This is a genomic window from Fretibacterium fastidiosum (assembly GCF_000210715.1).
GTDB classification, from domain to species: domain Bacteria; phylum Synergistota; class Synergistia; order Synergistales; family Aminobacteriaceae; genus Fretibacterium; species Fretibacterium fastidiosum.
The window spans coordinates 1,257,616-1,261,640 of record NC_021038.1 but is presented as its reverse complement, the minus strand read 5'-3'; the positions used below and the strand labels follow the sequence as shown (position 1 = coordinate 1,261,640).

The 4,025-nt window shown below is 65.3% G+C and carries 3 protein-coding genes; 2 read left to right on the top strand and 1 reads right to left on the bottom strand.

Annotated features, from left to right (window positions below; translation table 11 throughout):
- Positions 1-115 precede the first annotated feature (115 nt).
- Positions 116-754 carry a J domain-containing protein gene (locus tag SY1_RS05810; RefSeq protein WP_015556470.1) on the bottom strand — a complete coding sequence of 213 codons (639 nt, stop codon included), beginning with the start codon at positions 752-754 and terminating at the stop codon, positions 116-118.
- Between the two features lie 318 nt (positions 755-1,072).
- On the opposite strand from SY1_RS05810, the gene SY1_RS05805 reads away from it, so the two are divergent.
- Entirely contained in the window at positions 1,073-1,702 is a 630-nt protein-coding gene (locus tag SY1_RS05805; protein WP_015556469.1) for a TIGR04076 family protein, read from the top strand.
- A gap of 114 nt (positions 1,703-1,816) precedes the next feature.
- Positions 1,817-3,868 (top strand): NAD-dependent DNA ligase LigA, encoded by a 2,052-nt coding sequence (gene ligA / locus SY1_RS05800; protein WP_015556468.1) that lies wholly within the window; start codon positions 1,817-1,819, stop codon positions 3,866-3,868.
- Positions 3,869-4,025 lie beyond the last annotated feature (157 nt).

Here is a 4,025-nt window from a genome sequence, read left to right as displayed (position 1 = left end):
CCCCTCCCCCCTGTGGGGCAGCCCCTTGCAGGAGGGCCTTTCCTGCTTTTCTTTAAACGTGACTTGGTATGAGCTCTTCCCCGGCTGAAACCGCCATCCGAGGAAGAGCCGGTTTTCAGCCTCTCCGGAGCCACAAACTCAGAAAATAAGCGATCATAATAAAATAGGTCTGTCTGCCGATGAGTTTGACGACGAGAAGAAAGGATGCGTCGCCACGGTAGGCTTCAAAAGAGACGAAGAGATGCCACAGGAACCAGCTCAGACAGGGCAGGGAGAAGAAGGCCTCGTCCGTTCCCCTTTGGGAGAGGATGTCGTTTTGCTCCAGAAAGGAGCACAAGAGGTATGTCGCGGGGATCGAAAGGAGCCCGAACAGAAGATACATTCCGCTTCCGCTGAGAATCGGGAACAGCAGAGAACCCCCTACGGCTCCCAGTAACCGGATCCTGCGGCGGCGCTTCTCCTCCTTCTCGCGCCTCGCCTCGAAGAAGATCAAATTCGCTATGGCGTCCGCCGAAAAGCTCCCTTGCGGCACCGAAACGTCGTGATTCCGTTGTGTCGAAATAGACTTGTTCTCGAATTTCTCCTTCAGGACCGCGTAGGCCGTCCTCACCTCCTGATACTTCATTGCAGCCTCAGGGGACGGGTCGTTTTCAGCGCTGTAGAGACAGCACAAAAGGCAATAGGCCTGATGGACAGCAGTGAACGGTGAGTCTCCAGGTACTCCAAGGACGGCATAGGCTCGCAACTCATCCATACCCAAACCCCCTTCGGCATTACAGTGAATACAGACAAGTATAGGACATAACACGGCTTCGAGGAAGGGGCCTCGGCTCCCCAATCCACAGATCACGACGATTTTATCGAGGATCAAGCCAGTCCTTGCACAGGTTAAACTGACTCTGGCGTCGACGCCCGCACCCCGACGCCCCGGACGGGGCGTGACGCCGCGGGGCCGCTGCGCCGGTCCTCGACCCTGTCTGAGAAGGTCCGGGCCCCCTTTGCCCCATCGGCCCTGCCGCGTATAATAATTTATGATGTGGATTTCTGTACAAGGGACGAGCCAGCGGCGGCAATGGCCGGAGCTTTTTCACTCCGCGTTTCAGCGGAAAAGCGCGGCATCAGGGCCGTCGTTTCGAAAGCCATTCGGGGGGTGGATGCGATGCAACATCGATGCAAGGTCACGGTGATTGACAAGAGATGTTTTCCGGAATATCAGGAGAAGTACTTAGCCGACCCAAAATCCGGCCCCTGCCCCTTCTATCACGTCGGTGACGAGTTCATCTTCTACCGATACGCCGACGAAGACACTTTCTGGACCATGGGAAGGGGCAGTCAGTGCGGGGAGGCATGGGACTGCATCAGCCGCTACATCTACACCGCCCTGCAGGGCGGCAGCATCATGAGGCACTGGACCAACGACGAGAGGATGATGATCGCCTGCTGCAACGACGGAACGAGGCCGGTCGTCTTCAAGATCGAGCGCCAGGATTACAAAGTCGTCAGGCTGGCGGGGGCTGAAGATGCGGCGAGGGAGGTCGAGGCGAAGGCGGCGTTGGAGGCCCTGGAGGGCGTCGAAGGGGTCCTCGTTCGGCCGGATAAACGATGGATAGAGGTCTACATGCCGCCGGAGGGGACGGTTGACGACGCCCTGCTGAGGAAAGCCGTGTCGGCGGCGGGGCTTTCAACGGAAAGGATCGATTGAGCGAGTGACCGTCGCTCACGACAAGCCGGCAGCCTGCCGGATCAAGGCGACGGCCTGGGCGGCAGAAGGGCCGCGCGAGGGCGTCGTGGCGTCTTATCCCTGGGGGAGGTTTTCATGAACGACGTGGGCGGGGTTGACCGCGGACTGGAGCGCGGGCAGGACGATGCGGCGCGCATGGCGGAGCTCTACGAGGAGCTGGCGCACCATGCGCGCCTCTACTACGACGAGGACGCGCCGGAGATTCCCGACGCGGAATACGACGCGCTGGTTCGGGAGCTGGCGGAGCTCGAGCGCGCACACCCGGACCGGGTGCGGCCGGATTCGCCGACGCGCCGCGTGGGCGGCACGGTGCTGGAGGGGTTCGAGAAGGTGCGCCACGAACGCCCCATGCTGTCCCTGGACAACGTGTTCAGCGCCGGGGAGCTGTCGTCGTTCCTGGAGCGCATCCGGGGGGACGTCCCGGAGGACGACTGGACCTTCACCTGCGAGATGAAGATCGACGGCCTGGCCGTCTCGCTGCTCTACGAGGACGGTCGGTTCGTCCGGGGGGCCACGCGGGGGGACGGCCGCGTCGGGGAGGACGTGACGGAGAACCTGCGCACCCTGCGGACCCTCCCCATGCGCCTGAAGGGCGCTCCGGCGGGGCGCGTGGAGGTGCGCGGCGAGGTGCTGATGACGTGGGACCGCTTCAATGCGCTGAATGAGCGTCGAGAGGAACTGGGCGAGCCACCCTTCGCCAATCCGCGAAACGCCGCCGCGGGCACGATGCGCCAGTTGGACTCGCGCATCGTCGCGGAGCGCGGCCTGGACGCCTTCCTCTACTACCTCGTTGACGCCCCGTCCCTCGGCGTGACGCGTCAGGGGGACGCCCTGGAGTGGCTGGCGGAGCGCGGCCTGCCCATCCAGCCGGCGTGGCGGCGCTGCGCGTCGCTGGCCGAGGCGGAGGCGTTCATCGTCGAATGGCAGGAGAGGCGCTTTTCCCTGCCCTACGTGACGGACGGCGCCGTGGTGAAGCTGGACGACCTGACGCTTTGGGACGGCCTGGGGGCCACGGCCCACGCGCCGCGCTGGGCGGTGGCCTACAAGTACCCGCCGGAGGAGGCGCGGACGAGGATCTTGAGCATCGACGTCTCCGTGGGACGCACGGGAGCCCTGACGCCGGTGGCCAACCTGGAGCCGGTGCGGCTGGCGGGCACCGTCGTGCAGCGCGCGGGCCTGCACAACGAGGACGAGATTCGGCGCAAGGACGTTCGCGTGGGCGACGTGGTGCGCGTCCGCAAGGCGGCTGAGATCATCCCGGAGGTCGTGGCCGTGGAGAAGGAGTGCCGCACGGGCGCGGAGCGGCCCTTCGAGATGCCGGAGCGCTGCCCCGCCTGCGGGTCCGAGGCGGTGCGCCTGCCGGACGAGGCGGTGCTGCGCTGCCCGAACCGCGCCTCCTGCCCCGCGCAGCTGAAGGAGGGCCTGCGCTACTTCGCCTCCCGCGCGGGGCTCGACATACGGGGGCTGGGGGAGCGCCTGGCGGAGCAGCTGATCGACAGCGGCCGGGTCAAGACGCTCTCCGACGTCTACGACCTGCCGGAGGAGGACTGGGCCTCGCTGGACCGCATGGGAGAGAAGTCCGCCAGGAACCTGATGGGTGCGCTCGAGGCCTCGAAGGACCGTCCGCTCTCCGCGCTCATCGCGGCGCTTGGCATCCGCTTCGTGGGCAGGCGCGTGGCGGAGCTCCTGGCGGAACGTTTCGGCAGCATGGACGCCCTGTCGGCGGCCTCGGAGGCGGAGATCGCGGACGTCGAGGGCGTGGGGCCGGTCATCGCCTCATCCGTCGAAGCGTTCTTCCGCGATGAGGCGAACCTGGCGCTCGTGGAGCGCCTGAGGGAGCGCGGGCTGAACTTCTCCTCAGGGGATGCCGCCGGGCACGAGGGCACGGAGCTTGAAGGGAAGTCCTTCGTCTTCACGGGAGAGCTCTCCTCCATGAAGCGCGCCGAGGCGGAGGCGCTGGTCAGGGCCCACGGCGGCAGCGCCTCCGGCAGCGTCAGCTCGAAGACCAGCTTCCTCGTGGCGGGCGCGGGCGGAGGGAGCAAGCGGAGGCGGGCGGAGGAGCTAGGGGTCCCCATCGTCAGCGAGGAGGACTTCCTCCGGATGATCGGGGGCAGCGCCCCGGCTTAATCGCTCTTTTGGGGAAAGGCAAAAATCCTCCACCTTATATTCGGCAGCCCCCCAAGTCCGGAGGGCGGGATACGCCGTCCGCCTCTGGCGACCGGCGCAGGGGTCGCGTAAAATAACCGCCGGGTTGTCGAATTTGCCGAGTTTCGGGAGGAAGCTG